The organism is Pseudomonas mandelii (assembly GCF_002251635.1).
GTDB lineage: Bacteria > Pseudomonadota > Gammaproteobacteria > Pseudomonadales > Pseudomonadaceae > Aquipseudomonas > Aquipseudomonas mandelii_B.
On sequence record NZ_NMOJ01000250.1, the window covers coordinates 1 to 24599 of the forward strand.

A 24599-nucleotide genomic window follows, 5' to 3' on the forward strand; every position below is an offset into this window, starting at 1 on the left:
CGATCGTTGGCTAGTCGAAAACGTAAGTGTGTGATCAAAAAACGGGCCAGTCCGGGATGTCAGGCAGGACGCGGGTTGTGGAGGCTCTGTTGTTACTTTGACTCTATTTAAAAGTAGTCGTAACGACTGCGCGGTAGTCAATATGACCCTTGGTGGCGATGACCTGCTTGACGCCGCTGGCGGAGCGATCATTGAAATGCGGCAGGCGGCTGTTGAGGGAAGCGTGGTAGTGCCAGGTCAGGCCATCCCATTCGGGTCGATGGGCCAGAATCTCCGTCAATGTCGCCCGGGCAATCTCCAGCGCCAATATTTGCCCAGGACATTGATGACGGCCCTGGCCAAAGGTGAAGCTGCGCCGATGTGGTCGATCAAGAATAAAGACGTCGGGATGCTCATTGAGCAGCGGGTCACGATTGGCCGACGCCAGCAGCACCAGAATCACATCGCCTGGATTGAGGATCATCCCCTCGATTTCGCACGGTGCCGCGACAAATCGGCGGGTGTTCTGCACCGATGGGTCGAAACGCTGAACTTCGGCGATCAAGTCGTCAACGGGCGTCGAGTCGCGTAACAGCGACGGTTTTTTAATCAACGCCAATATCGCGTTGCCGATCAGTCCGGCAGTGGCTTCATACGTCTGGGAAAACAGACCAATCAGATTGGCAATCAGCGTTTCAGGATCGCCCGCGAATCGCGCTCGAATCCCGGCGAGCAGTGAGCTTTTATTGCCCGGATCATCCAGCAACTCAACGAAATACCCGCTTAACTGCTCCGCCGCAGCGTGGGCAGCCTTCAGTTGCAGCGGATCACTGAGCGGCGACAGGCACGCGACGAAATCCGCCGTCAATTCGCTGATCGCCCGACCCTGAGCCGGCGAGAACCCCAACAGCGCCGCCACCACGCAAACCGGCCCGCGAAACATGGCGTTGTACAACCCGTCGGCATCCGGTGTGATCAACCGCGCGCTCACCAGTGCACTGACCTCGTCCGCATCAATCAGCGCCAAACCCGGCTGAATCGCCGACCTCGGGCAACGCTGGCGCTCGCCCTCATTCATCCGCATCAACTGCCCAAACACCTTTCCGGCCAATCCGTCGACAATGGCTTTGGGCACCGGCTCAGCGGCCGGCCGAACATGGCAATCCGGGTGCGCCAGCACCGCCGCAACGGCCTCGGCGCTGCTCGCTACCCACAGTTTCAGTGCTTGGTGAAAAACCAGCCCACCCTCGGCGCGCAGCCGGGCGTAATAAGGATAGGGATCGGCATGAGTCGCAGCGATGATCGGGTCCATGGGTCGCAGCCTTGTTTGTGGTGGGAGAAGTGTTGCTACTATCTCCAGTTCGAAACGGCCTTGATTCGTCCGGGAGCGAAATATGAACGTTGAACAACACGACATCGGTGTCTCTCAAGTGGCGGCGGCCATCGCGGAACCGGCCCGGACGAAAATCCTCTANGCGCTGATGGATGGCCATGCGCGCACCAGCACCGAGATGGCGGCGATTGCCGANGTCAGCGCTTCCACCGCCAGCGCGCACCTGGCGAAGCTCAGGGATCTGGCGCTGCTGCGTTTGCACGTGCAGGGCCGCCATCGTTATTACAGCCTCGCCGACAAGCGCGTGGCCCAGGCACTGGAGGCGCTGATGGTCATCGGCCAGAACACTGCGCCGTCCTTCAACTCGCGTATACCGGATCGCCTGCAATTCGCCCGTACCTGCTACGACCACATGGCCGGGACACTGGCGGTGTTGCTGCACGACCGGATGCTGGAAAAAGGCTGGTTGCTGGAAACTGACGAGCAGGCTTATCGCCTGAGCGACAGTGGCGAGGCCTTGATGAAAGGGCTGGGCATTGAAGTCAACGACCTGAACACTTTGCGCCGCCGCTTCGCGTGCCCGTGCCTGGACTGGAGCATGCGCCGCCCGCATCTGGGGGGCTCGCTGGGGGCGGCGTTGCTGCAAACCGCGATCAAGCGCAAATGGGTGACTCAGGATCTGGACAGTCGGGCGCTGGCGTTGACGGTACTGGGGCGCAAGGAATTGGCTGCACAGTTCGACCTGACGCTGGCGCAGCCAACCGTGCAACCCCTCCGCGAACAACGGCCACCGCAACCTGCGCGTGATGTGATCTGACCCGACCAAGGGTTCGTTGACGGCTTGTGCCTTGAAGGTCGACCCTATACTGTATATCCAAACAGTAAAAGGCGTGCCCCATGGAACTCATCGACAAGCTCAGCATTCTTGCCGACGCCGCCAAGTACGACGCTTCCTGCGCCAGCAGTGGCGCGCCCAAGCGCAGCTCCGAGGGCAAGGCGGGCCTGGGCTCCACCGATGGCATGGGGATCTGCCACAGTTACACCCCGGATGGGCGCTGTGTGTCGTTGCTCAAGGTGTTGCTGACCAACTTCTGTCTCTACGATTGCCAATACTGCGTCAACCGCCGCTCCAGTGACGTGCCCCGCGCGCGTTTCAGCCCGGAGGAGGTAGTCACCCTGACCCTGGATTTCTACCGCCGCAATTGCGTCAGCGGGCTGTTTCTCAGTTCCGGCATCATCCGTTCGGCCGACTACACCATGGAGCAACTGGTGCGGGTCGCCAAACTCCTGCGCGAAGAGCATGACTTTCGCGGCTATATCCACCTCAAGACCATTCCCGAAGCCGACCCGGCGCTGATCGCCGAGGCCGGGCGCTATGCCGATCGGTTGAGTGTGAATATTGAACTGCCCACCGATGCCAGCCTGCAAACCCTGGCGCCGGAGAAGCAGATCGTGTCGATCAAGCAAGCGATGCAGACCATCTACACCGGCGAACAGACCGTCCTCAACGAACCGCGCGCTCCGCGTTTCGCTCCGGCTGGGCAGAGCACGCAGATGATCGTCGGCGCCGATGACACCGACGACAGCACCATCTTGCATGGCGCTGAGGCGTTGTATGGCAACTTCAAGTTGCGCCGCGTGTATTACTCGGCGTTCAGTCCTATTCCCAACAGCCCGAAAAGCGTGCCCCTGGCGGCACCGCCACTGATGCGCGAGCACCGTTTGTATCAGGCGGACTTTCTGTTGCGCAGCTACGGCTTTACCGCTGGCGAGCTGTTCAAGGGGCCCGGGCACCTGGCGCTCGACATCGATCCGAAACTGGCGTGGGCATTGGAGAATCGCGAGATCTTCCCACTGGACCTCAATCGCGCCGAGGCATCGTTGATCGCACGCATTCCCGGTATTGGCCTGCGCACCACCGAGCGCCTGGTGGAATTGCGCCGTCAGCGCCGCATCCGCTACGAAGACCTGGCNCGCATGCGCTGCGTGCTGGCCAAGGCCAAGCCGTTTTTCATCACCAGCGATTACCACCCGCAGCAGGCCGAGGTCACCAGCCATTTGCTGTATCAGCAATTGCGCGACCGGCCACAGCCGCAACAAATGGGGTTATGGGGATGATCAGTCTGGATTGCGATGACCTGTTCGACACCTGGCGCCAGCAGGCACGCTGGCTGCTCAGTCATGAGGTGGACCCGAGCCGGGTGAGTTGGGCCAGTGAAGGCGTCTGCGATCTGTTCGCCAGCGACGATGCGCCACCTCAAACCCTGGGGCCGTTTCACGCACGAATACCGCGAACGCTGTTGGACACCCTGGAACGCGCCGCTCGTTACAGGGGGGATCAACGTTGGAGTCTGTTGTACGAAGTGCTGTGGCGGGTCAGTCATGGGGACCGCACCGCGATGCTGGCCGGGGACAAGTTAGGCAGTAAATTTCATAGAAGAATCAAACAGGTACAGCGTGAAGCTCATCACTTGCATGCATTTGTACGATTCGTCGCGATGCCTGAAGGTGAGGGCCCGCAGTACGTCGCCTGGCACGAACCGGCCCACGACATCCTGCACAGTGCCAGTGAGCATTTTATCGGGCGCATGGGCCGGCATCGCTGGTTGATTGCAACGCCCAGGGACGGGGTCTACTACGACGGTGAGCAGTTGATCCACCGACGCCAGTGCCCGGTTGAATGGCAGCAGCTGGCGCAAAATGTCGAAGACCCGCACAGCGCCATGTGGCTGACCTACTACAGCCACATCTTCAACCCTGCGCGGTTGAACCCNAAAGTNATGCAAGGGCATTTGCCGGCCCGGTTCTGGAAGAACCTGCCTGAGGGCGCGTTGATTCCGGGGCTGATCACCCAGGCACGCACGGGTAAGCAACAGGATGGTCAGGCGAGCGGAATCAAGGACAGGGGCGGTAAACGTATTGCGCGGGGAGAAGCCGGGTATCGCTGATAAAAAAAGCCCCCCCTCGCCAAAGCGATGGAGGGCTTCGATGCTGCTGGGGTCAGATCAAACCTTGACGATCCAGCCCGCTGGCGCTTCGACGTCACCAGTTTGAACACCGGTCAGCTCTTTGTAGAGCTTCTGGGTGATCGGGCCCACTTCGGTTTCGCTGTGGAATACGTGCAGTTTGCCGTTGTAGCTGATGCCGCCGATCGGCGTGATCACGGCAGCGGTACCGCAAGCGCCGGCTTCCTTGAAGTCGGACAGCTTGTCGATGAACACGTCACCTTCAACCACTTCCAGACCCAGGCGCGACTGGGCCAGTTCGATCAGCGACAGGCGGGTGATGCCTGGCAGCACCGAAGGCGACTTCGGCGTGATGAACTGGTTGTCGTGGGTGATCCCGAAGAAGTTGGCCGAACCGACTTCTTCGATTTTCGAATGGGTCATCGGGTCCAGGTAGATTGCATCGGCGAAACCGGATTTCTTCGCTTCGGAACCTGGCATCAGGCTGGCCGCGTAGTTGCCACCGACCTTGGCTGCACCGGTGCCTTGTGGGGCGGCGCGGTCGTAGCTGGAGATCAGGAAGTTGTGCGGGGTCAGGCCACCTTTGAAGTAAGCGCCGACCGGAATGCAGAAGATCGAGAAGATGAACTCGGGCGCGGTACGCACGCCGATGTTGTCACCGGTGCCGATGACGAACGGGCGCAGGTACAGCGCGCCGCCGCTGCCGTACGGCGGGATGAACCGCTCGTTGGCCTTGACCACTTGCTTGCAAGCGTCGATGAACGCGTCGGTCGGCACGTGCGGCATCAGCAGGCGGGCACAGCTGCGCTGCATGCGCGCGGCGTTCTGGTCAGGACGGAACAGGTTGATCGAACCGTCCTTGCAGCGGTAGGCCTTGAGGCCTTCAAAGCACTGCTGGCCATAGTGCAGGGCAGTGGAGCCCTCGCTGATGTGCAGCACGTTGTCGTCGGTCAGGGTGCCGGCTTGCCATTCGCCGTTTTTCCAGACCTGGAGAAACCGCTTGTCGGTCTTGATGTAGTCAAAACCCAGCTTGTCCCAATTGATGCTTTCGTTACCCATGACACCCTCTATCTCTGGTCAACCGCCTGAACGATTCAAGGCTTCTGACGTTTTTCTGGATGGGGACAACAATACTTCATTCCGGGCCTGTTTCGCAGCCCGGACTATCGGATGACAGACAGATAAATCGAGTTGACCTCAAGAAATCACTAGCAGGCTAGCTCCCATAGGAGAACGCATTCCAAATGTGGGAGCTAGCCTGCTGGCGATGGGGCTCTCTATGCCGCCATCCATGTTCTGAATCACAGGTGCAGTGCATGCCCCAAAGCGCGCAGCGCGGCTTCTTGCACCGCCTCACCCAACGTCGGATGCGCATGAATCGTGCCNGCCACGTCTTCCAGGCGCGCGCCCATTTCCAGGCTCAGGCCGAAGGCCGTGGACAGTTCCGACACACCCACCCCCACCGCTTGCCAGCCAACAATCACATGATTGTCACGCCGTGCCACGACGCGCACGAAGCCGGTTTTAGACTCCAGCGTCATTGCCCGGCCATTGGCCGCAAACGGGAAGCTCGACACGATACAGTCCAGGCCCGCCGCCTTGGCTTCGTCCGGGGTCTTGCCGACCACCACCAGTTCCGGGTCGGTAAAGCACACCGCCGGGATGGCCGCCGGGTTGAATTCGCGGGATTTACCGCTGATCAGTTCGGCAACCATTTCACCCTGGGCCATGGCCCGGTGCGCCAACATCGGCTCGCCGCTTACGTCGCCGATGGCATACACGTTGCGCATGCTGGTCTGGCAACGGCTGTCGATCTTGATCGCCGAACCGTTCATCTCCAGGTTCAGCGCTTCGAGGTTCCAGCCCTGGGTGTTGGGTTTGCGACCCACGGCCACCAGCACCTGATCCGTCTCCAGCGACAGGGTATCGCCACCCGGCTCCAGAACTTGCAGAGTATTACTATCAGAATCAAAGCCTTGGACGCTGTGCTTCAAGCAAAGCTTCACGCCGAGTTTTTTCAGTTCGTCGTGTACCGGCTGGGTCAGTTCGGCATCGTAGGCCGGCAGAATGCGCTCCTGCGCCTCGACCACGCTCACGTCAGCGCCGAGTTTGCGATAGGCAATCCCCAGCTCCAGGCCGATGTAACCGCCACCGACCACGACCAGGCGCTTCGGTACGGACGTTGGGGCCAAGGCTTCGGTGGAGGAGATGATCGGTCCGCCAATCGGCAGCATCGGCAGGTTCACGCTTTTCGAGCCCGTGGCCAGCACCAGGTGCTCGCACTGGATTCGCGTGTCGCCCACCTCCACGGTTTTGCCGTCGATCACTTTCGCCCAGCCTTGAATGACTTGGACTTTGTTCTTTTTCAGCAGCGCCGCGACACCGGTGGTCAGGCGATCAACGATGCCGTCCTTCCACTCGACGCTCTTGCCGATGTCGAGGGTGGGCGCGGAGACGCTGATGCCCAGCGCCGAATGCTGGCTGTGGTGTTGCGTCTGGTGGAACTGTTCAGCGACGTGAATCAACGCCTTCGACGGAATGCAGCCAATGTTCAGGCAGGTACCGCCCAGTGATTCGCCTTCCACCAGAATGGTCGAGATGCCCAACTGGCCGGCACGGATCGCCGTCACATAACCGCCAGGGCCGCCGCCGATAATCAGCAGCGTCGTGTTCAATGTCTGAGACATGCCTTACTCCAAAAACAGGCTGGCGGGTTGTTCGAGCAGGCCGCGAATGGCCTGGATGAATTGCGCCGCGTCCATGCCGTCGACCACGCGGTGATCGAAGGAACTGGAGAGGTTCATCATCTTGCGCACCACGATTTGGCCTTTGATGACCATTGGCCGCTCGACAATGCGGTTGACGCCGACAATCGCCACTTCCGGCAGGTTCAGCACGGGAGTGCTGACGATGCCGCCCAGCGCGCCGAGGCTGGTCAAGGTAATGGTGGAGCCGGACAGCTCATCACGGCTGGCTTTGCCATTGCGTGCAGCGGTGGCCAAACGTGCGATTTCGGCAGCNTTGCCCCACAGGCTGCGTGCTTCGGCGTGGCGCACCACCGGCACCATCAAGCCCACGTCGCTCTGGGTGGCGACGCCTACATGCACCGCGCCGAGGCGGGTGATGACCTGGTTTTCGTCGTCGTAACGCGCGTTGATCTGTGGGAAATCGCGCAGGGCGACAACCAGGGCGCGGACCAGGAACGGCAGCAACGTCAGCTTGCCACGGGTCGCGCCGTGTTTTTCGTTGAGGTGCACGCGCAGCTCGTCGAGGGCGGTGACGTCGATTTCTTCCACGTAGCTGAAATGCGCGGCGCGGCGGGTGGCGTCCTGCATACGCTGGGCGATCTTGCGGCGCATGCCGATCACCGGGATCTGTTCTTCGTCGTTACGCTGGGCGTAAGCGGCGGCCACGGTCGATGGCGGCTGCTGACCCTGGGCCAGATAGGCGTCGAGGTCTTCGTGCAACACGCGACCGGCAGGGCCGGTGCCACGGACCAGACGCANCTGAATCCCGGNGTCCAGCGCATGTTTGCGCACGGCCGGGGAGGCCAGCGGGCGTTCGTCGGCTTCGCGAGCGACCATCGGGCCTTGGCAAACGGCCGCTCGTGGCGCTGCAGCAGCAACCGGCTTGCTTTCCACCGCTGCAACTTTCGGCGTCGCAACCGGCGCTTCTTTCACCGCAGGGGCTGCCGGCTGAGCCGACTCTTTAACGTTGCCCGCGCCTTCGACTTCAATGCTGATCAGAATGCTGCCAACCGCCATGACTTCGCCTGGCTGTCCGCCCAGCGCAATCACCTTGCCGTGCACCGGCGAGGGAATGTCCACCATCGCCTTGTCGGTCATCACATCCGCGAGCACCTGGTCTTCGACGACCATGTCGCCGACCTTGACGTGCCATACCGACAGTTCAACTTCTGCNATGCCTTCGCCAATGTCCGGCATCTTGATAACGTGCGTGCCCATTCAGACCTCCATAACCCGTTTCAACGCCGCGCCCACTCGGGACGGCCCTGGGAAATACGCCCACTCTTGCGCGTGCGGGTAGGGTGTGTCCCAACCAGTGACGCGTTCGATCGGCGCTTCCAGGTGGTGGAAGCAATGCTCTTGCACCAGCGCTACCAGCTCGGCACCAAAGCCGCAGGTGCGGGTGGCTTCATGCACCACCACGCAACGACCGGTCTTCTTCACCGACTTGACGATGGTTTCCAGGTCGAGCGGCCACAGGCTGCGCAGGTCGATGACTTCCGCGTCGATCCCGGTTTCTTCCGCCGCGACTTGCGACACATAAACAGTGGTGCCGTAGGTCAAGATGGTCACATCCTTGCCGGGACGCACGATAGCGGCAACATCCAGCGGCACGGTGTAGTAACCGTCCGGCACTTGTGCTAGCGGGTGTTTCGACCACGACGTGACCGGGCGATCGTGGTGGCCATCGAACGGGCCGTTGTACAAGCGCTTGGGCTCGAGGAAGATCACCGGGTCATCGTTTTCGATGGAGGCGATCAGCAGGCCCTTGGCGTCATACGGGTTGGACGGCATTACCGTGCGCAGGCCGCAGACTTGAGTGAACACCGCTTCGATACTCTGGCTGTGGGTCTGGCCGCCGTAAATGCCGCCGCCGCAAGGCATGCGCATGGTCANCGGGGCAGTGAACTGGCCGGCCGAACGATAACGCAGGCGCGCCGCTTCCGAGATGATCTGGTCGGTGGCGGGGTACACGTAGTCGGCGAACTGGATTTCCGCGACCGGGCGCAGGCCGTAGGCACCCATGCCCACGGCCACGCCGACGATGCCGCTTTCCGAGATCGGCGCGTCGAAGACCCGCGAGCTGCCGTACTTGTTCTGCAACCCTTCGGTGCAACGGAACACGCCGCCGAAGTATCCGACGTCCTGGCCGAAGACCACCACATTGTCGTCACGCTCAAGCATCACATCCATGGCCGAGCGCAGGGCCTGGATCATGGTCATGGTGGTGGTGGTCATGGCGGTTTCCAGTTCAATGCTGTTGTTGTGATCGTTCATGTCAGATCCCCAACTCTTGACGCTGGCGCTTCAAGTGCTCCGGCATCTCTTTATAGACGTCTTCGAACATGGTCGCGGCGCTTGGAATCTGGCCACCGGCCAGGGTGCCGTACTGTTCGGCTTCTTTTTGTGCCGCAATGACTTCGGCTTCAAGTTCGGCACTGACCGCCGCGTGTTCCTCTTCGGACCACTGGCCAATCTTGATCAGGTGCTGCTTGAGGCGCGCAATCGGGTCGCCCAGCGGGAAGTAGCTCCAGTCGTCGGCAGGACGGTATTTGGACGGATCATCGGAAGTGGAGTGCGGACCGGCGCGGTAGGTGACCCACTCGATCAGGGTNGGGCCGAGGTTGCGGCGGGCGCGTTCGGCGGCCCAGGCAGAGGCGGCGTAGACCGCGACGAAATCGTTGCCGTCGACCCGCAGGGAGGCAATGCCGCAGCCTACACCACGACCGGCGAACGTAGTGGCTTCACCACCGGCAATCGCCTGGAAGGTGGAGATGGCCCACTGGTTGTTGACCACGTTGAGAATCACCGGCGCACGGTAGACGTGGGCGAAGGTGAGGGCGGTGTGAAAGTCGGATTCGGCGGTGGCGCCGTCGCCAATCCAGGCCGAGGCGATCTTGGTATCNCCCTTGATCGCCGAGGCCATGCCCCAGCCCACGCCCTGTACGAATTGGGTGGCAAGGTTGCCGGAAATCGTGAAGAAACCGGCGTCTTTGACCGAATACATGATCGGCAACTGACGGCCCTTGAGCGGGTCGCGCTCGTTGGACAGCAGTTGGCAGATCAGGTCGACAAGCGGCACTTCCCGGGCCATCAGGATGCTTTGCTGACGATAGGTGGGGAAGCACATGTCGTCGATGTTCAAGGCCAGGGCCTGGGCGCTGCCGATGGCTTCTTCGCCAAGGCTTTGCATGTAGAACGACATTTTTTTCTGACGTTGGGCGACCACCATGCGGTTGTCGAAAATCCGCGTCTTGAGCATGGCGCGCATGCCCTTGCGCAGGATCTCGACCGGTACGCCTTCGCCCCACGGGCCAAGGGCCTGGCCCTGGTCGTCGAGCACGCGAATCAGGCCTTTTGCCAGGTCGGCGGTGTCGGCGGGTTCTACATCGATGGCGGGTTTGCGCACCAGGCCGGCGTCGGTCAGACGCAGGTAGGTAAAGTCGGTCTTGCAGCCTGGGCGGCCCGAGGGTTCGGGAACGTGCAGGCGCAATGGTGCATATGGCTGATTCATGGCTTCTACGCTCGATCTTGTGAATTTCTTGTAGTGAGCTGACCGTCATTCTTCGATAAAAGAAATCTTGTCCTACAACAATCATAGGCCCGGCGCAGAAGAATATTTATCTCTGTTTCGTTGCGCCGGAGATCATTTGAGGATAAAAAAACTGCATAACCATAAAAAACAGGTGATTTTGTCTCATGCGCAAACTGGACCGTACCGATATCGGCATTCTCAACGCCCTGCAGGAGAACGCCCGCATCACCAACGCCGACCTGGCTCGCTCGGTCAACCTGTCACCCACACCGTGTTTCAACCGGGTCAAGGCGATGGAGGAATTAGGCCTGATTCGTGAGCAAGTGACGCTGCTGGATGCCGACCTGCTGGGGCTGCACGTGAATGTGTTTATTCATGTCAGCCTGGAGAAACAGGTGGAGGAGGCGTTGGCGCATTTCGAGGAGGCAATTTCGGATCGCCCGGAAGTGATGGAATGCTATTTGATGGCAGGGGACCCGGACTATCTGATCCGGGTGCTGGTGCCGACAATCCAGTCACTGGAACGCTTCATGATGGACTTTCTGACCAAAGTGCCTGGTGTGGCCAACATCCGCTCGAGCTTCGCGCTCAAGCAAGTGCGCTACAAAACCGCGTTGCCATTACCCGCCAACGGCCTGACCCTCAACAACTAAGCGAAACCCTCTGTAGCAGCTGTCGAGCACCGCGAGGCAGCGTTCGGCGGCGAAGCCGTCGCAAACCCGGTAACCGAGTTTCTTCAGATTCGCCGCACTTAAGTAAACTGATGAGAATCCTCACCGCGCTGCTTGCAACATCCTGGGCAGGAACTTCAAAGCTGCGCACGATATCTGTGGCCACTTTGTCGTTACCTCTTCGTTTGGCGAAGAATTGAGTCTGAGCGGAGCAGAGTTTCATCAGCAAGGCTTGATCCAGTGGACTCTGAAGAGTTGGGTCTTGCTCAGCTTGATCCAGCAAACGTTGGATCCATTTGATTAAATGCTCATCTTGCAACATAGCTTTGATCAAAGGGGCAGCGTTGTCAGCCGCTGCCGCTGGAAGCTCTGGAATGGAATCCGAACTATCGATCCACCTCACCAGTTTGTTCACGTTCATCGTGAGTGTAGTATTCACCAGTGCGAGGAGGCGTTGACGCAGGCTGTTTATCGCGGCTTCGTTCGGGGTATGGAGCGTTTTGCCTAACCATACAAACCAAGTTGATGTTGGTTCAACGATGTAGGGGAAATCCATGACTTCACTGATGATCGTTGAGTTTCGATAGGCCAGTAAGAGCAGATCCCAGCTCCGTTGAAGTATGGGCGGAGCGCAAAGGGCAAGGTCAGCAGCCAGTGGTTCTTGGCGTAATTGTGCTAGTGCGATTTGCAAAGCAATCACATCGGGAAAGTCACGACCCAACGATACGATCAACCCATCGACGACTTTCTGAAGTTGTTGGATGCTTTCCGCTGATTCGGAATTCGCCGACAGCAGTAAAAGGTGAGCGCCAATCAGGTGCAACAGCGGATCTTGATAGTCGCCGTTGACCAGATCATCAACTAGCGCCTGGCTCTTGACTGATCGACCTCTGGCCAATGCTTTGCGAGCGACCTCAAGGAGGGTCAATTCTTTGGTATGCAATGCTTGCAGGTGCGTGACATAGGTAATGCTGGAGTGATTGAAGTCCAGCGGCAACATGGCTCCCCGAGAATCCCGGATAACCCGAAAGTAGACTTGAGGCGCCCAATTTTCAAGAACATGTAGAGGCATACAGCGTTCTGTCTGTGCTGCGGGCTGAACTAGAAGATAAGTCCCTACCGGCACGTTGATGTTAACCAGAAAAACCCCCGTAGTTCCTGGCAATGCGTCCACTTTTGAAAAATCACACTCCACTTCACCTTTGAAGGCCCGTAACCGAAACTGATTTAGAATCTCTGGCCCAGGTAGTTCCAGGGGGCCGGTGCGCTCTTGGCTTTCAGGTTGCGGGTCCCATAAAAATATCTGTATGGGCGGTGGTTGCCCTTCTACATAGGGTGAAGGCTCGCGCATCAGCGCCTCTTTTTCCGGCATTGAGGCTTCTGATCCCTGAAGGGGTAGAGCTGATTCAAATGTCAACGTGTTCAGCTCGAAGTCAGTCGTCGTATCGGATGCAACCTCAATGATTTGAGACTGCTCAAGATCGCCTATACGCTGTCTGACTTTATAAAAACCTGGTTCAACTGACGCAGTGAGTGTGCCGAGGCCGGATTCGACCTCTTCGAATCGACCATTAATAAGTCCGAGCTCATCAAAGCCGTTTTTTGTACGAATCTGGATATCGACCAAGCCGTCAGGCTTATCTTCAGAGGGGGACATCTCGTTCTCCTGTCACTTCAAATGGGGCTGAAGTGTATGCGCCAGTCGATGCTTGAATTTTGTAGAAGCCTGGTTTCAATCTAAGGGCGAATCGAAGGTCCTTCACGGATAAGGAACTGGCAATACTCCCGATCGGATTCTCGATACTCACCGTATCCTGCGCAAACACACACTGAGCAACGGGTGAGTTGAGGCTCCCCAGGTAAAAGGTGAGCACGGTGCCAGGAAGTGGAGGTGCGCTAAGTACAAAGTTTTGCAACAATCCCTTGTTGCCAGCTTTAAAAAATACGTCTTCACCTTCCGGGAGTACAAAGCGCGGAGTGTCCGCGGGAATGCCAGCACATATATCCCCCCAAATATTGTTGACGTAGTTTCTTAGAGACGTGCTCGAGAGACGACTACCCTCATCAGGTGTTGCATCAGTCAGCGCTTTGAGCAGGGCATGGGTCAGCAGGCTGCAGGTTTTGTCGCCGCGCTCCGCAATTTTGCGTTCTTGCGCCTTACCACCTTTGGCTGAGCCATAAATGGCCAGTACTCGAACATTGGCGGCGAGTTCAGCAACAAATTGATTCTTGCCTGGGCTTGCATAACGGAGCGCCGTTTCTGAGTCGCGACAGCAATCCATGATCAGGACGATTTCATCAAATAAAGCCAGGTCCCTGGCTTCCCAGGCAAAGGCTGTACCGTGAATGTTCAAGGGGCGCGAACGACTGGCACCTGCTACAAAAAGCGCTGCCCCTGTCGACATATCGTTTCTCTCGGAAAAGCCGTGCCCGGAAAAATAAAGATAGAGTCGTGCGCCTTCACGTCGAATGTACGCATCGTTTTCGTCAATGGTCAGCTTGTCATAGTGATTGAGAAATTGTTCGGCAGTAGGGGACCAAGATCTGGCGTCATTTTTGGGTTGTTGATCCAGCGCAGGCGATGTCAGGAACTTGATATTTTCTGCTGGAACGGCACCCCCGTCTTTGTCGAGGAGCCATTGACGGAACAATTCGACATCGTTCGAGGGGCCTTCCAACGTTTGAAAGTCCGGAGATGAATAATTGGAAATTCCCAGCAGAATCGCATGATCCATGTCAGCCATGGCGATAGGTCCTCACTGAGTAACCAGATTCTGAATGCTGAGAAGCGTATCCGAATCTTGATCATCGAAATCGCCGTGATGGCTGGCATTGGTGTTCAAGCCAGGCCCTCTGGATGAAGGTGACCAAGCGATACGGGAAGGGTCCGCAGCGAGAAATGCCGTAACTATCTTGACGGCTGGGTCCGTGCCGAATACCGCCGTATGATTGAGAAAGCGCTCCATCCCCACTAACGGCATATCAACAACGCTTTGCCACCCACCCGTTGCGGGTACCTGCCCCTCAAGCAAACCCGAAACAAAATAAAGTAAACTTCGGTTGTAGATAATGCTGAGCATCTGGTCTGCAGACTCACGCTCATCGTTCATTGCGAACATACGGAACGATTTCAACAGAGAGCCTTGATGCGCGGTTACTGTTTTGGCAAAACGGTCGTAGGTTACTGCAGGTGCAAGGAACACCACGTTGATCTTCGTTTTTAAATCTGCCGCGGCCACCGCATCCAGAAAATTGCACACGTAAATTGCACCGGTACTGTGGCCTACCAGTGTGATTTTCGAAAAGGTCTTCCCGCTATCCTCTAGTTGTTTTAGATATTTGACGACTGCGGTTGCACAGCAGCCGGGCAATGTGCCGAAGCTGTCTTCGGTATCTTTTTTCATTTGATTCCAGATGCCGGCCCCCAAGAGATTTCCATACGCTGCATGTAAAACCTCTTCTACAACCGTGCAATACGGGCCGTGGTCGCGACCGTTGTGATAACGCTTGATGACTGCGATGACCAACTTTGCAACGAAACGGGCGACGGCAATCCAGCTCAAAAGACCCTTAGTCTGGGTGCCTGGCAGTCTGGAGCCAAATAGCTCGTTCTGCGACGTCTCGCTGAGCAATAAAACGTTGGCCTTTTTATGAGTTCCGGCTGACTTGGTAGCAAACTCCGTAGGCGTGAGAGTCGCGTTATAAGCTTCTGCCATGGCTTTTCTAAAGCCAGGATCATCATTAAGGCCTATCTCGATATCGTAGGCCAGTTGATCGACGGATAGATTCGAAAGCCCTTTGGTTTTGACTTGGCTGGATTGAATGTCTGTTTCTGAAACGGGGGGAGTATCCCGGCGCTGGTCAAACCAGTTATCAAACTCGCTGCGCAGTTGGTAAACGTTGATAAGCTTGTCGCCGCCCCCTTTAAGAGCGATGTTTGACGTGGGGCTGGACTTCTTAATGACCCATTCAGTGACTTTTTTCACCAGCTCTCTAAACGCCGGATCCTGTGCCAGTTCAGCTCGGTTGTTAATCAGCGTTTCCTTTAGCCCCGACTCCCAAACAAAAAATACGGGGTAAGTTTTAGCGCTGATGTATTCGGGGATCAGTTTGGTTGCAACTGACAACGCACTGGTTTTGTCGACCAATCCACCGTGGAACTGCAGTAACAATCCGTTTTCGCTGTCGGTGTCGTGTGCAAGATTCAGAATTCTCGCCACATCTCCTATTTCACTGTCGGTATTAGTGTTGAACAACCCGTTTTGACTATGCCAGACGTGGTTACCGATTACGCTCATTTTTGGATCCCTCCGCGACGTCAAAAGAGCATAGTTCGACCCGCGAAGGCGTGTTTGTTAAATCAGTTTCTTCAGATTCGCCGCAGACGCAGCCTCGCGCTGCTCGACAGCTGCTACGGGTTACGTGTTCGATCGTCCCCATGCGAGGGAACGATCGAACGTTAGAGTTTATTCAGGGGGATTTTCAGGTACACGACGCCATTGTCCTCCGCNGGCGGCATATTCCCCGCCCGCACATTCACCTGGATCGCCGGCAGTAACAACGTCGGCATGCCCAGCCCGGCATCGCGCTGGGTGCGCATGGCGACGAACGCCGCTTCATCGATGCCGTCATGGACGTGGATATTGCTTTTACGTTGCTCACCCACCGTGGTCATGCAGCGGGATTCGCGGCCTTCGGGCGGGTAGTCGTGGCAGACGTACAGCCGAACGCTGGCGGGGAAGGCCAGCAGTTTGTGGATCGAGGCGAACATCTGGTGGGCGTTGCCGCCGGGGAAATCGCAACGGGCAGTGCCCACGTCCGGCATGAACAAGGTATCGCCCGCCAGAATCACATCACCGTCGATCAGATAAGCCATGTCCGCCGGAGTATGGCCGGGCACATGCAGGGCCGTGGCCTTGAGGTGGCCGATCATGAACGATTCGTCCGGCGCGAACAGATGGTCAAATTGCGAACCGTCGCTGCGAAATTCCGGCTCAAGGTTGAACAGGGACTTGAACACGCCCTGAACCTTGCTGATCGACTGGCCAATCGCGATTTTGCCGCCCAGTTCCCGACGCAGNTAGGGCGCGGCGGACAGGTGGTCGGCATGGGCGTGGGTTTCCAGCAGCCATTGCACCTGCAAGCGATGNTCGCGCACGAAGGCGATGATTTTATCCGCCTGCGTGGTGGCGGTGCGCCCGGCGGCGGGGTCGTAGTCGAGTACCGGATCGACAATGGCGCATTGACCGCCAACCTCTTCGTAAATCACGTAGCTGTAGGTCGATGACGCGGGGTCTAAAAAAGCTTCAATCAAGGCGGGCATGGTGGCCGTTTCTTTCAGGACAAGCCATGAGGGTAGTGTCATTTTCCCTGCGCTGACCAGCCCCGCGTTAATTGATGAAGGAAAAAATCCGCACGGGCTCTATCCTGTCAGTCATCGATACCGGGCGTACCCGGCTTTTTTTCGCGGATCACGAGCGTTTTATGTTGTTGGCAAGTTTTTTTGGGGTGGTGATGGGCCTGGTCCTTGGATTGACCGGGGCTGGTGGTGGAATTCTCGCAGTACCGGCCCTCGTGCTGGGGCTGGGTTTGACCATGACCCAGGCCGCGCCGGTGGCGTTGTTTGCGGTGGGCAGTGCGGCGGCGGTCGGGGCCATTGATGGTTTGCGCCATGGCCTGGTGCGCTATCGCGCCGCGTTGCTGATCGCCCTGCTGGGGGCTGTTTTTTCGCCGGTGGGCATCTACTTTGCTCATCAGTTGCCGGAAAAAATCCTGATGATCCTGTTCAGTCTGCTGATGGTCATGGTGGCTTGGCGGATGCTGCGTCGCGAGCGCCAGGAAGAAGGGCCGAGCGACCATGGCCACGCCAACTGGGGCCAAAAGAACTGCATGCTCAANCAGCAAACCGGGCGCCTGGCCTGGACCGCCAAATGCACGGCCACCCTGGCAGCGCTGGGCGCAGTGACCGGCGCGGTGTCGGGCTTACTCGGCGTGGGCGGCGGGTTTCTGATCGTGCCGGCGTTCAAGCAACTGACCGATGTGCAGATGCGCGGCATTGTGGCTACGTCGTTGATGGTGATCAGCCTGATTTCGGCCATCGGCGTGATCGGCGCGTTTCATGCCGGGGTCAGGATCGACGCTTTGGGTGTGGCCTTCATTGTTGCCAGCGTGGTCGGCATGATCGTCGGCCGACAACTGTGCGCGCGCGTCCCGGCCCGGGCCCTGCAAATCGGCTTCGCCAGTGTGTGTGTCGTGGTCGCCGCTTACATGCTGTTCAGGGCGGGCGTCTAGGCAGGCGTACACCCTAAGTTCCGGGTCTTGGCGCGACCCGGTCTTACACCGAATTTGCCGCGCATCACCGGCCACTCCAAAGCACTTCAAAACCGCCCCCAAGGCAGCGTATGCCGCCGCCGGTCACCTTTCGATAATCGCCTCCGACATCCAGTCCCCCGCTGCGGAGCGCGTCATGCACAACAATAAGAAACTCAAGCATCGTTACTTGCCTGCCTTTATCGCCAGCCTCTCGACCCTCGGTTTGAGCACGATGGCCGAGGCCGAGATCGTGCTGTACGACAAGGACCAGACCACGTTCTCAACCGACGGCTACATCAACGCCTTCTACGTGAACAGCGATGTGGACCGTGCCGGCGATCAGTACGACCGTCGTCAGGCGCGGGTGAAAATGGGCTATTTGCCCAACTACCTGGGTTTCAACATGGGTAAACAGATCGATGACCTGAAACTCGGTGCCCGGGCCTCCTTCTGGGTGACGATCAACGACAGCCAGACCAACGGCACCGACACCGCCATCGACGTGCGGCAGTTCTACGGCACCGTGGCCAATCCGGAGTGGGGCGAAGTGTTGATCGGCAAGGACTTCGGCCTGTTCGCCCGCTCCAACATTCTGCTCGATGAAATGCTCGCCGGTTATGGCCAGGTCAGCGATACCCTGGGGTTGGTTGACGGTGGCGGTGTGTCGTTCGGCAATATCGGCACCGGTTATCCGTACCCGTTCCCGACCTCGCAGATCACCTATCGCACCCCGGTGATGGAGGGTTTGCGGGTGGCCGTGGGGATACTCGACCCGGTGGACACCAACGACAGCAGCCCGTTGGGCAAGGCGTATCAGGAGAATCCGCGTACCGAGAGCGAGGTCACCTATCAGTTTGATGTTGCTGGCGCGAAGATTTATAGCTGGGTCAACGGCAGCTACCAGACCTCGGACAATACCGATTCCACCGTTGAATCGGTCACCTCCAAAGGCGTCGGCTATGGCGTGCAGGCGAAAATGGGCGGCCTGACTCTCGTCGGTTCGGGCTTCCAGGCCAAGGGCATCAATCCGTTCTTCACCAACAACGCCGGCGAACCGACCCTGCGCAACGTCGACAGCGACGGTTACTTGCTGCAAGGCTCGTACAAACTGGGCAAAAACCGCCTGGCCTTGTCTTACGGCAAGACCAATGACGACGGCAATGGGGTGGTCGGCAGCGGCGCGGACTATGAAACCCGCGGCATTGCGTTGTTCCATGACGTCAATGACAACCTCAAACTCGTGGCCGAGTACAACCAGTTCGAAATCAACGGCCACGACACCAGCGCCCAGAATGAAGACACCGACACCTTTGCGGTGGGGGCAGTGTTGAACTGGTAACCCAGCCGCACCGCATTTCACTGTAGGAGCCGGATTGCTGGCGATAGCGGTGGGTCGGGCAACAAGGATGGTGGCNNTGCTGGCGATAGCGGTGGGTCGGGCAACAAGGATGGTGGCTGACACATCGTCATCGCCAGCAAGCCGGCTCCTACACAGAATGCGGTGTCTGCCAGATTTCTCATCCCATCGAAGCGCCTGACCGCTACCCAAGTAGCATACGTCGCAGCCCGCAGGCTTCGTACACTCGTGTCTCATACACGCGCACCTGCGGGGGTGGTCATGCAGCAGGTCCAGAGTGAAGGGGTGGTCAGCGGAATGTCCCAGGCCACCGATGCCCAACAAGTGGCTCAGGAGCTCGCGCGGCAGTTATTGCACCCGCACCTGGGCTTCGTGCTGTTCTTCTGTTCCGCCGAGTACGACTTGCAGGCGCTGGGCCAGGCCTTGCAACAGAGCTTCGGCGGCATTCGCCTGGTCGGCTGCACCAGCGCCGGGGAAATCACGCCCTTGGGCTACGGCCGCAATTGCGTGACGGCAGTGGGCTTCGACCACCGGCATTTTTCCATCGACGCCGAACTGATCAGCGAGATGGAGCGCTTCAGCCTGATTGACGCCCAGCAAATGGTCGAACGCCTGGTCAGTGGCTGTCGCAGCAACACCCTGGCACCGATCAAGGGCAACAGCTTTGCCCTGACCTTGCTCGATGGCCTGTCCAGCCGCGAAGAAATGGTTCTCGCCGCCTTGAGCGCGGCGTTGGGCGACATCCCGCATTTCGGCGGTTCGGCCGGCGACGACAACTACCTGACCCACACCCACGTCTATTTCGGCGGCGAGTTTCACAGCGGCGCGGCGGTGGTGGTGCTGGTCAATACCTGGCTGGATTTCGAGGTGTTCACCACGCACCACATCTTGCCGAGAGCAGAGAAACTGGTGGTCACCGGAGCCGACAGCGCCTCGCGCCGGGTCTTTGAGCTGAACGCCGAGCCGGCTGCCGAGGAGTACGCGCGACACATCGGCGTGCCGGTGGCCGAACTTGATCACCGGGTCTTCGCCGCACACCCCTTGGCCGTGCGGATCAACGATCAGTATTACGTGCGGGCGATCCAGCAGGTTCATCCAGACCTGAGCCTGAGTTTTTACTGCGCCGTGGAAAACGGCATCGTCCTCACCGTCATGACCCCCGGCCCGATGCTGCCGAATCTGCAAACCCTGTTCGAAGGCTTGCAGGAGCGCCTCGGCGATCTGTTGCTGACCATCGGCTGCGACTGTTTTCTCAGGCGTCTGGAACTGGAAGACGGCGGCAGTCTGGAGCAGATCGGCACGTTTTTGCGTGACCAGCGGGTGATGGGTTTCAACACCTACGGAGAACAGTTCAATGGCATGCACATCAACCAGACCTTCACCGGGGTTGCCATTGCCCGAGGCCGGTCCCTTGGACATCGTTGAGCTCCAGGCACAGCTCGCCAGCCTGCGCCACGACAATCAGAAACTGCAGCGCATCAACGGCGCGCTGATCGAGCGGATCGAATCCGGCGTCACGCGGGGCAATGATCCCTACGCGGCGTTCCAGCATTCAGTGGTGCTGGCCGAACAGGTGCGTGAGCGCACCGACGCCTTGAACCAGGCCATGGCCGAACTCAAGTCGGGCAATCACTTGCTCAGCGAAGCACGCCTGCGGGCGGAAACGGCCCACCAACATTTGATCGATGCCATCGAGAGCATCTCCGATGCCTTTGTGCTGTTCGATGCCGAGCAGCGCATCGTCTTGTTCAACAGCCGTTTCAAGGCGTTCTGGAGCAATAGCCGGGTGCGCATCAACGCCGGCATGCGCCTGGCCGAGGTCAAGCGCCTGATGTCCGCCACCGGGTTGTTCACTGAAGAACCGCGCGGGCATGCCGACGAAAACCTGATCTATCGCTTGCAGGACGGCCGCTGGTTGCAAGTCAGTGAGCGGCCCACGCAGGAAGGTGGGCGGGTGATCCTGTTCACCGACATTACTGACGTCAAACTCAGCGAAACCGTGCGCCGCGAGCAAGCCGTGGCGCAGAAATCGCACTTGCTGCAACGGGCGGTCGACAACCTGTCCCAAGGCGTGGCCATGGTCAATGCCGAAGGCATCCTGGAACTGTGGAATCGGCGTTTCCTCGAACTCAGTGGGCTGGCTCCGGTGGCGGCCCATCGGCCGTTTGCCGAAGTGATCGCCGACAGCGAGTTGAACCTGCTGACCCCGGCCAGTCGCGATGCCAACGGGCGGCACCTGCAGGAATGCGAGCAGCGCCTCTACGATGGCCGGGTGCTGGAAATCCGCACCCATCCGCTGCCCACCGGTGGCTTCGTCAACACCTTCACCGACATCACCGAACGCTACCAGCACGCCGAAGCCCTCAGCGAAAGCGAGCGCTGGATTCGCCTGATCACCGACCATGTCCCCGCACTGATCGCCTACCTCAATGCCGATCTGGTCTACGAGTTCACCAACAAGGTCTACGAAGAATGGTACTGCTGGCCTCGCGGCGTGATGCTCGGGCAGAGCCTGCGCGAAGTGCACAGCGAGCAGCATTACCAGCGCCTCGAGGCCTACGTGGCCCGGGCCCTGGCCGGTGAGAGCGTGACGTTCGAGTTCGCCGAAACCAACATCAACAATCAGGAACGCTACATGCTGCGCTCCTACGTGCCCAATCGCCTGGCCACCGGGGAAGTGGTGGGGATTTTCGTGTTGATCCGCGACATCACCGAGCGCCGCCGCACAGCCGAGGCGCTGCACCAGGCCTATCAGAATCTTGAGTTGCGGGTGCGCGAACGCACCACCGAACTGACCACCCTCAATGACCAATTGCTGCGCGAAATCGACGAGCGCCGGCGCGTGGAATCGCGTTTGCGCGAGGCCAAACTTGAGGCGGAACAGGCCAACCTGTCGAAAACCAAGTTTCTCGCCGCCGTGAGTCACGACCTGCTGCAACCGCTCAACGCGGCTCGACTGTTCACCAGCGCTTTGCTGGAACGGCGCGAGCCGGTGGCCAATGCGATTTTGGTGCGCAATGTCAGCAATTCGCTGGAGGACGTGGAAAACCTGTTGGGCACGCTGGTGGACATTTCCAAACTGGATGCCGGGGTGATCAAGGCCGACATCGCGCCGTTCGCCCTGAGCGAGCTGCTGGAAAACCTTGCGACCGAGTACACCCAGGTGGCCCGCAGTGAAGGGCTTGAGCTGCATTTCATCCCGTGTTCGGCGCTGGTGCGCAGCGACATCCAGTTGCTCGCGCGAATCCTGCGCAATCTGCTGAGCAATGCCATTCGTTATACCTACAGCGGTCGGGTGGTGCTCGGGTGTCGGCGTCATCATCAGCGGTTGACGATCGAGGTGTGGGACAGCGGGATGGGCATTGCCGAAAATCGACTGGAAGAGATTTTCCAGGAGTTCAAGCGCGGCGACGTGCAGCGCCCGGATCAGGACCGTGGGTTGGGTTTGGGGCTGGCCATCGTCGAGAAAATTGCCGGGATTCTCGGTCACCGCATTCATGTGCGTTCGTGGCCGGGCAAGGGCTCGATGTTTTCCGTCGAAGTGCCCTTGAGCGCCACCGCCCCCATGGCTCAACCGGCATTGCTGATGAGTGAACCGATGCTGGAGCGACTGCGCGGGGCGCGGGTGTGGGTACTGGATAACGACGCGGCGATTTGCGCCGGCATGCGCACGTTGCTGGAAGGATGGGGGTGTCGGGTGGTGACGGCACTGTCGGAGCAAGACCTGGCGCGGCAGGTGGACAACTATCATGAAGAAGCCGACTTGCTGATCGCCGACTATCACCTGGATGACGAACAGAATGGTGTCGATGCCGTCGCCCGGATCAACGCCCGGCGCGGTTCAGCGATCCCGGCGATGATGATTACCGCCAATTACAGCAATGAGCTCAAGCAGCAGATTCGTGAGTTGGGGCATACCTTGATGCATAAGCCTGTGCGGCCGATGAAGCTGAAGACGGCGATGAGTCATTTGCTCGGCAGGCCTTGAGTCTCGCTGTGAGTTCAATGGCCCCATCGCGGGCAAGCCCGCTCCCACAGGTTTTCTGTTGGAACATCGTCTGTTTGAACTCTGCAAACAGGTTTTCTGTTGGAACATCGTCTGTTTGAACTCTGCAAAATATGTGGGAGCGGGCTTGCCCGCGATGGGTGCGACTCGGTCTACCGGTTACCCCCGATCTCAGCGCCGCAGATAAGACCCGAAATCAATATCCCCGGCACTCAAGATCGCCTGCACCCGGTTGTGCACATTGAGTTTGCGCAAGATCGCCGAGACATGCGCCTTGACCGTGGTTTCGGCGATTTCCAGGGTGTAGGCGATCTGCTTGTTCGATTCACCCTTGGTCATGCGCTCCAGCACCAGCAACTGCTTGCGGGTCAGCGCCTGGAGCAGTTCCGGCGGGAAGCTCGGGTTGTCATTCATGCGCCGGTGGGTGCCGCATTTTTGCGTGCGGATGATGTCCGGCGGCAAGTACACATTGCCATTGAGGATCTGCTGGATGGCCTCGGTCATCTGCACCCGGGGCGAGGATTTGGTGATGAAGCCCACCGCACCATAGGTGATGGCTTGCAGCACGATCTGCTTGTCCTGCTCGGCTGAAACGATCACCACCGGAATGGTCGGCGCCTCGTTGCGCAGGTTGATCAGGCCATTGAGGCCGTGCATGCCGGGCATGTTCAGGTCGAGCAGGATCAGGTCCAGGTCGTCGTGTTCCTGCGTCAGCAGCAGGGCGCTGTCGAGGTCGGCGGTTTCCATCACCTCGCTGCCGGGGAAACCGTCGCTGATGACGTTATGAATGGCTTCGCGAAACAGCGGGTGATCGTCGGCAATCAGAATTTTGTACATAGCCTTTCACCTCATTATTTTCATTATGGTGTGGCAACAACACGCACGCGTAAAGGTCAGGGGAAGGGCTCGGGTTGGGCCGGTTCAACGGGCAGGTTGGCTGCCTGCCAGGCGTCCAGGCCGTCGCGGTACCAATACAGTGTCTTATAGCCCATGGCAGCGGCGCGTTTGACGGCATTCCAGCTCAGCCAGCAGTCGGCGCGGCAATAGAAGACCAGCGGTTGCGCCAGGTCTCCTGCGGTCAATGCGTTCAGGTTACGCGCAAAATAGCCCTGCCAGTCAGCTGTCAGGTCGCCGTCGCCGGTATTGGCCAGCCAATGGCTGCCGGGCAGGTTTTCGTGGGGTTGATCTTCGATGAAACGTCCTTGCAGCCATTGGCGGCGGTAGACGTCGATCAGCACCGGGCGCGGTGTCTGGGTGAGCAAGGTTTGCAGGGCGGCAGTGTCGATGATGGCCGCGTCTTGAAGCTGATTCGGGGTCGGGCTGCGGTAGAGGTTGATGCGATAGCCGTCGGCGGAGAACAGCGGCGTATCGGCATGCGCGACGCCCAGCAACAGGCTCAGCGACAGCGCAGCAAGGGAAGGGCGCAACAGACGACGTTGGGCACGTGGCATGGGGTTCAATCCTTATAGTTATGAACCCATTACATGCCAGTCTCGGTGCGTTGGGAATGCGACGATAGACAGGAAAACCAGTACTAAAGTAGTAATTTCACCCGTGTTCAACCCAAATGTCCTGTGGGAGCGGGCTTGCCCGCGATGGCGGTGTNACATTCAACCTCTATGTTGTCTGACACTCCGCTATCGCGGGCAAGCCCGCTCCCACAGGGTTCATGTGTCACCCTGAAGTCCCGCGC

At 58.9% G+C, this 24599-nt stretch carries 20 protein-coding genes; 8 read left to right on the forward strand and 12 right to left on the reverse strand.

Translation table 11 applies throughout. The features are described from left to right. Positions 1-103: 103 nt before the first annotated feature. A complete protein-coding gene (locus B7L09_RS30625) occupies positions 104-1291 on the reverse strand; it encodes a cytochrome P450 (RefSeq protein WP_094471938.1) in 1188 nt (395 codons plus the stop codon). An 82-nt stretch (positions 1292-1373) separates the two neighbouring features. Here B7L09_RS30625 and B7L09_RS30630 point away from each other — a divergent pair, with 82 nt between their 5' ends. The 3 genes from B7L09_RS30630 to B7L09_RS30640 all read left to right on the forward strand — a co-directional run bounded on the left by B7L09_RS30630 (position 1374) and on the right by B7L09_RS30640 (position 4260). Continuing rightward, positions 1374-2129 carry an ArsR/SmtB family transcription factor gene (locus B7L09_RS30630; RefSeq protein WP_094471939.1) on the forward strand — a complete coding sequence of 252 codons (756 nt, stop codon included), beginning with the start codon at positions 1374-1376 and terminating at the stop codon, positions 2127-2129. An 80-nt stretch (positions 2130-2209) separates the two neighbouring features. After that, positions 2210-3430, forward strand: a complete 1221-nt coding sequence (locus B7L09_RS30635; protein ID WP_094471940.1) for a putative DNA modification/repair radical SAM protein — start codon at positions 2210-2212, stop codon at positions 3428-3430. Then, positions 3427-4260, forward strand: coding sequence for a TIGR03915 family putative DNA repair protein (locus B7L09_RS30640; RefSeq protein WP_094471941.1), 834 nt, complete (start codon positions 3427-3429; stop codon positions 4258-4260). The genes B7L09_RS30635 and B7L09_RS30640 overlap by 4 nt, the downstream gene beginning before the upstream one ends. Before the next feature lie 57 nt (positions 4261-4317). Here B7L09_RS30640 and B7L09_RS30645 read toward each other — a convergent pair whose 3' ends face one another. From B7L09_RS30645 to B7L09_RS30665, 5 genes are all read right to left on the reverse strand, one after another. Further along, complete coding sequence (locus tag B7L09_RS30645; RefSeq protein ID WP_094471942.1) at positions 4318-5337, reverse strand: branched-chain amino acid aminotransferase; 1020 nt, start codon at positions 5335-5337, stop codon at positions 4318-4320. A 242-nt stretch (positions 5338-5579) separates the two neighbouring features. After that, complete coding sequence (lpdA, locus tag B7L09_RS30650) at positions 5580-6965, reverse strand: dihydrolipoyl dehydrogenase (protein WP_094471943.1); 1386 nt, start codon at positions 6963-6965, stop codon at positions 5580-5582. Positions 6966-6968: 3 nt separating this feature from the next. Then, the gene (locus tag B7L09_RS30655) at positions 6969-8243 is read right to left on the reverse strand and encodes a dihydrolipoamide acetyltransferase family protein (RefSeq protein ID WP_094471944.1); all 1275 of its coding nucleotides are present in this window, start codon (positions 8241-8243) and stop codon (positions 6969-6971) included. Next, a complete protein-coding gene (locus B7L09_RS30660; RefSeq protein ID WP_094471945.1) occupies positions 8244-9302 on the reverse strand; it encodes an alpha-ketoacid dehydrogenase subunit beta in 1059 nt (352 codons plus the stop codon). 1 nt (position 9303) lies between these two features. Then, entirely contained in the window at positions 9304-10539 is a 1236-nt protein-coding gene (locus tag B7L09_RS30665) for a 3-methyl-2-oxobutanoate dehydrogenase (2-methylpropanoyl-transferring) subunit alpha (RefSeq protein ID WP_094471946.1), read from the reverse strand. A 185-nt stretch (positions 10540-10724) separates the two neighbouring features. On the opposite strand from B7L09_RS30665, the gene bkdR reads away from it, so the two are divergent. Next, entirely contained in the window at positions 10725-11213 is a 489-nt protein-coding gene (bkdR, locus tag B7L09_RS30670) for a Bkd operon transcriptional regulator BkdR (RefSeq protein ID WP_094471947.1), read from the forward strand. Here the strand turns inward: bkdR and B7L09_RS30675 are convergent. The 4 genes from B7L09_RS30675 to B7L09_RS30690 all read right to left on the reverse strand — a co-directional run bounded on the left by B7L09_RS30675 (position 11203) and on the right by B7L09_RS30690 (position 16554). After that, positions 11203-12888 (reverse strand): hypothetical protein, encoded by a 1686-nt coding sequence (locus tag B7L09_RS30675; RefSeq protein WP_176457796.1) that lies wholly within the window; start codon positions 12886-12888, stop codon positions 11203-11205. The genes bkdR and B7L09_RS30675 overlap by 11 nt on opposite strands. Continuing rightward, a complete protein-coding gene (locus B7L09_RS30680) occupies positions 12875-13975 on the reverse strand; it encodes a caspase family protein (protein WP_010455163.1) in 1101 nt (366 codons plus the stop codon). The genes B7L09_RS30675 and B7L09_RS30680 overlap by 14 nt, the downstream gene beginning before the upstream one ends. A gap of 12 nt (positions 13976-13987) precedes the next feature. After that, positions 13988-15529: an alpha/beta hydrolase gene (locus B7L09_RS30685; protein WP_010455161.1), complete on the reverse strand. Its 1542-nt coding sequence runs from the start codon at positions 15527-15529 to the stop codon at positions 13988-13990. Between the two features lie 161 nt (positions 15530-15690). Beyond that, positions 15691-16554: an MBL fold metallo-hydrolase gene (locus B7L09_RS30690; RefSeq protein WP_094471948.1), complete on the reverse strand. Its 864-nt coding sequence runs from the start codon at positions 16552-16554 to the stop codon at positions 15691-15693. Between the two features lie 161 nt (positions 16555-16715). Here B7L09_RS30690 and B7L09_RS30695 point away from each other — a divergent pair, with 161 nt between their 5' ends. From B7L09_RS30695 to nahK, 4 genes are all read left to right on the forward strand, one after another. After that, the gene (locus tag B7L09_RS30695) at positions 16716-17522 is read left to right on the forward strand and encodes a sulfite exporter TauE/SafE family protein (protein WP_094471949.1); all 807 of its coding nucleotides are present in this window, start codon (positions 16716-16718) and stop codon (positions 17520-17522) included. Between the two features lie 175 nt (positions 17523-17697). Continuing rightward, entirely contained in the window at positions 17698-18882 is a 1185-nt protein-coding gene (locus tag B7L09_RS30700; protein ID WP_094471950.1) for a porin, read from the forward strand. Between the two features lie 279 nt (positions 18883-19161). Next, positions 19162-20325 (forward strand): nitric oxide-sensing protein NosP, encoded by a 1164-nt coding sequence (gene nosP, locus B7L09_RS30705; RefSeq protein ID WP_094471951.1) that lies wholly within the window; start codon positions 19162-19164, stop codon positions 20323-20325. After that, positions 20294-22888: a hybrid sensor histidine kinase/response regulator NahK/ErcS' gene (gene nahK, locus B7L09_RS30710; RefSeq protein WP_094471952.1), complete on the forward strand. Its 2595-nt coding sequence runs from the start codon at positions 20294-20296 to the stop codon at positions 22886-22888. Before nosP ends, nahK begins: the two co-directional genes overlap by 32 nt. A gap of 189 nt (positions 22889-23077) precedes the next feature. On the opposite strand, the gene B7L09_RS30715 is transcribed toward nahK, so the two are convergent. Together B7L09_RS30715 and B7L09_RS30720 are read right to left on the reverse strand one after the other, a co-directional pair. Further along, the gene (locus B7L09_RS30715; RefSeq protein WP_094471953.1) at positions 23078-23743 is read right to left on the reverse strand and encodes a response regulator transcription factor; all 666 of its coding nucleotides are present in this window, start codon (positions 23741-23743) and stop codon (positions 23078-23080) included. Positions 23744-23799: 56 nt separating this feature from the next. After that, entirely contained in the window at positions 23800-24357 is a 558-nt protein-coding gene (locus B7L09_RS30720) for a PQQ-dependent catabolism-associated CXXCW motif protein (protein WP_094471954.1), read from the reverse strand. Positions 24358-24599 lie beyond the last annotated feature (242 nt).